Annotated in this window: 4 protein-coding genes; 2 read left to right on the plus strand and 2 right to left on the minus strand. The window is 59.7% G+C overall.

Annotated elements, in window-relative coordinates:
• On the minus strand, positions 1-158 hold a 158-nt coding region (locus tag PF446_RS13750), incomplete at its 3' end, for a prolipoprotein diacylglyceryl transferase family protein (RefSeq protein WP_298072575.1).
• Between the two features lie 188 nt (positions 159-346).
• Here PF446_RS13750 and PF446_RS13755 point away from each other — a divergent pair.
• Positions 347-2,332, plus strand: coding sequence for a prolyl oligopeptidase family serine peptidase (locus PF446_RS13755; RefSeq protein WP_298072569.1), 1,986 nt, complete (start codon positions 347-349; stop codon positions 2,330-2,332).
• 72 nt (positions 2,333-2,404) lie between these two features.
• On the opposite strand, the gene PF446_RS13760 is transcribed toward PF446_RS13755, so the two are convergent.
• On the minus strand, positions 2,405-2,791 hold the full coding sequence (locus PF446_RS13760; protein ID WP_298072572.1) for a diacylglycerol kinase: 387 nt from the start codon (positions 2,789-2,791) through the stop codon (positions 2,405-2,407).
• Between the two features lie 276 nt (positions 2,792-3,067).
• Between PF446_RS13760 and PF446_RS13765 the strand changes: the two genes are divergently transcribed.
• On the plus strand, positions 3,068-4,146 hold a 1,079-nt coding region (locus tag PF446_RS13765; protein WP_298072573.1), incomplete at its 3' end, for an oligopeptide:H+ symporter.

Raw genomic sequence — 4,146 nt, forward strand, 5'->3', positions numbered from 1 at the left:
TTGGCGCTGACCGGCAGATACCCGGCGCGACGCCGGCGTTCGCCGAGGATCCAGACCGCAGCGAAGCCGAGCAGGTACATCACGCCATACCAATGCACCTCGACAGGTCCCAGATGCAACGCGACCGGATCAAGGGTATCGACGAAAGGATGGATCATGAAGCTGAGACCTGAAATGAACGATCACCAAGTGTACCGCTGACACGGCATGAAGCCACCAGGACGCATCGACGCGATGTGTTGCTGTTGCTCCTGCATGGCTTGGACCTGAGCAGGAACACGTGACTATACTCACTTTGAGGGGATGAATAATCGACCACAACGGGGAGAAGGGGGGGGGGATTGCCATGAGCATCCGTGGGCAATGCACGAAAATTCTTGGCGCAAGTCTTCTGGCATTCGCACAGTTGGCCATGGCGCAGGCCAGTCCGGGGCAAGCAGTGGTCCCGCTGAAGGATTTCGCCAAACACGCGCACATCGGGGACCCGGCCCTGTCGCCCGACGGCAAGTACCTCGCCCTGCGCATGGATGACGCCGACGGCATCCATCATGCCGTTGTCACCTACCAGCTCAGCGACATGAAGATCGTGGGCGTTCTCAAGATGCCCATTTACCAATTGCCGGCATCTATCACCTGGGTCAGCCCAACACGCCTGGTGATCGAACAGGCCGTGGTTACGGGCTCACTGGATATTCCACGTGCAACGGGCGAGATCCTGTCCGCGGATTTCAACGGCAAGAATCAGCGCTACCTGTATGGCTACGATGCGAAGGGCAGTCGCACGCAGACACGTGCCCGCGATGAGGGCAATGGTTTCGTAGCCGGGGTTCCGCACCCGCATGACGGCCACGTATATGTGGACGTGCAGCCCTGGGGCATGGAGAACATCACCACGATCTACAACATCGATTCGGTGCACAACACGCGCCACCTGGTTGGGGACATCGACCAGGGCGGTATGAACTTCCTGATCAACAAGAACGGTCAGACCACCTACGCCTTCGGCGACAACACGCAAAATGAATTCGTGGCCTTCCGCAAGATTCAGGGTCGCTGGAAGAGCCTTCCGGATTCCATCGTCGGGTCCTATTTCAATCCGTTCATGTATTCACCGGACCAGAAGAAGATCTATGCCTGGTCGAGCGACGACAACGGCCCCTACCAGTTGATCGTGGCCAAACCGGACGCCAGCGATCCGCAAACCCTCATGGCCGATCCGTTCTCTAACTTCGGTCATGTGCAGACTTCGCCCTGGCCCTACAAGATCTTCGCCGTCTCCAATGTGACCGGGATACCCAAGCCCGACTACATCAACCCCAACCTGCCCTCGGCCAAGCTCTACATGGCGCTCAGCAAAGCCTTCAAGGGCCAGTTCGTGGATTTCATCAACTACAGCCAGGACGGCATGGAGCTTCTTTTTGAAACCAGCAGCGATCGCAACCCGGGCACGTACTACCTGATCAATCGGCACAACAACAAGGTGCGCAAGCTGTTCGACACCCAGCCCTCCATCCATCCGGCACAGATGTCCCAACGCGTGCCGTTTCGCTTCAAGTCCAGCAGTGGCATGGAGCTGGGAGGCATACTCACGCTGCCGCGCGGCCGCGCCAGGACCCATCTGCCGATGGTGCTGGTTCCGCATGGCGGACCGTACTATGTGAGCGATGACTGGTTCTTCGACTCGGACGCGCAGATGCTGGCCAGTCGTGGCTACCTGGTGTTGCAGGTCAATTTCCGTGGATCGTCGGGCCGCGGCCCGGGCTTCTATCAGTCCGGCTTCAAACAGTGGGGCACGGGCATGCAGCAGGACCTGGCCGACGGCGTGAAATGGGCCATCGCGCATCATTACGCCGACCCCGACCGCATCTGTGTCTACGGCGGTAGTTTCGGCGGATATTCGGCACTGATGCAGGTCATCCGCCACCCGAAGCTGTACAAGTGCGCGGTCAGCTACGACGGCGTCACCGATCTCAACATGGATATCAAGAAGAGCGACACGGGCCAGTATGCTTCGGGCCTGAACTACTTCCACATGGTGCTTGGCGATACCGCCGCGATCCGCGCCGCGAACTCCCCGGTGAACCTGGTCGACAAGATCCACGTGCCGGTTTTCCTGATTCACGGCAAGGATGACAAGCGGGTTCCATACGCCGAGGCCACCGAAATGCGGGCCGCGTTGGAAAAGGCCGGCAAACCCTACGAATGGATGGCCAAGTCCGGCGAAGGCCACGGCTTCTACAACACCAACAACCGCCTGGAAATGTATACCAGGCTGCTGGCATTCCTGAAAAAGAACATCGGCCCCGGCGCCCCGGTGCAAGCCTCGCAGTGACCGCAGCAGGCCCCAGGTCATTGATCAAAAAAAACCCGGCACTTGCCGGGTTTTTTTGGCTTCGTGCGACAGCTAGTGATGCAGCAGTGCCCACGCGCGCGGGCCCAGGAGAAGGCCCCAGCACAGCAGGACCAGCATCATGAGCAGGAAGACCGCCGCCGACCCCATATCCTTGGCGCGGCCGGCGAGTTCGTCAAATTCCAGGCTGATCTTGTCGACCACGGCCTCGATGCCGGAGTTGAGCAGCTCGGCACTCAACACCAGCAGCGGCGTACCGGCCAGCAACAGCTTCTGCACCGGACCATCCCCCAGCCACAGGCCCAGCGGCAGCAGCACCATCGCCAGATACAACTCGAAGCGAAACGATGCCTCGTGGCACCATGCCGCGCGCAAACCCTTGAGCGACCAGATCAGGGCCCTCCAGATTTGCCGCGGGCCCCGCGGTTCGATGCTGGACATGCTTGCTCCCCCTCACCATGTCCGGACGACGGGATGGATGCGTCCGGATCAGAACTGTTGGCTGCTGCTGGAACACGATTGAGGCATTCCGAATCGCGCTGCATCATGCCACAGGCAGCTCGTGCGAAACGACTGCGGAAGCGTCCACACTCGTCATGATGCAACGCAACATGCCTTGCCGACATGATCAGGTACCCTTGGGCGATTGCATCCTGACCAAGTGCCCGGGGCGGCACGTAGTGGTCAGGATTTTCCTTGAATCACACGGAATTTCGCATGACAAACACACAAGCACCGGTCTCGCAAACCCGCTCGTTCAGCACCGTATTCCTGATCGAGATGTGGGAGCGTTTCGGCTACTACGGCATGCAGGCGCTGATTGTCTACTTCATGGTCCAGCGCCTGGGCTTTCCTGACGACCGCGCGCAGCTGACATGGGGCGCCGCCGCGGCGCTGATCTACGTGGCACCGGCCATTGGCGGCTGGATCGGCGACAAGGTTCTGGGCACACGGCGCACGATGCTGCTGGGCGCCTTCATCCTGGCCCTGGGCTATGCCTTCATGGCAGTGCCGGGGCAGAGCGTGTGGTTCCTGTTCTGTTCGCTGGGGATCGTGGTTGTGGGCAACGGCCTGTTCAAGGCCAATGCAGGTAACCTGGTGCGCAAGATCTACGAGGGCGACGATTCCAAGATCGACAGCGCCTTCACCATCTACTACATGGCGGTGAACATCGGCTCGACGATTTCCATGCTGTTGACCCCCTGGATCAAGGACTACGTCAACGAGCATTACGGTCACGAGCTGGGCTGGCATGCTGCCTTTGCGGTCTGCAGCGTCGGCCTTCTGGTCGGCCTGGGCAACTACGCCATAATGCGCCATACGCTCGACCACGTCGGTTCGGAACCGGACGACAAACCCATGAACATGGCCAAGTTCGGGGCAGTGATCGCCCTGGGCATTGTTGCCGTATTCGCCTCTGCACTGGTGCTGCAATACGAGAACGTGGCCCGGATCTTCGTCTACGCCGCCGGTATCGTGGTCCTGGGTATCTTCATCTACCTGATCAGCCAGAGCGAGAAACGCGAGCGCGCCGGCCTGGCCGCTGCATTGATCCTGACCATTCAGACGGTGTTTTTCTTCATCTTCTACCAGCAGATGTCGACCTCGCTGAACCTGTTTGCGCTGCGCAACGTGAACCCGAGCTTCGATCTGTTCGGCTGGCACTTGTGGGATTGGAAGCCGGCCCAGTTCCAGTCGTTCAACCCGATCTGGATCATGCTGCTGAGTCCGATCCTGGCAGTCATCTACACCAGGGCGGGAAACAAGGACAAGGATATTTCGGTCGCCGCCAAGTT

The organism is Oleiagrimonas sp. (assembly GCF_027858935.1).
Taxonomy (GTDB): domain Bacteria; phylum Pseudomonadota; class Gammaproteobacteria; order Xanthomonadales; family Rhodanobacteraceae; genus Oleiagrimonas.

Coding starts and splice junctions, on each gene's coding strand:
- PF446_RS13755 (WP_298072569.1), top strand. CDS start 347: ATGAGCATCCGTGGGCAATGCACGAAAATTCTTGGCGCAAGTCTTCTG.
- PF446_RS13760 (WP_298072572.1), bottom strand. CDS start 2,791: ATGTCCAGCATCGAACCGCGGGGCCCGCGGCAAATCTGGAGGGCCCTG.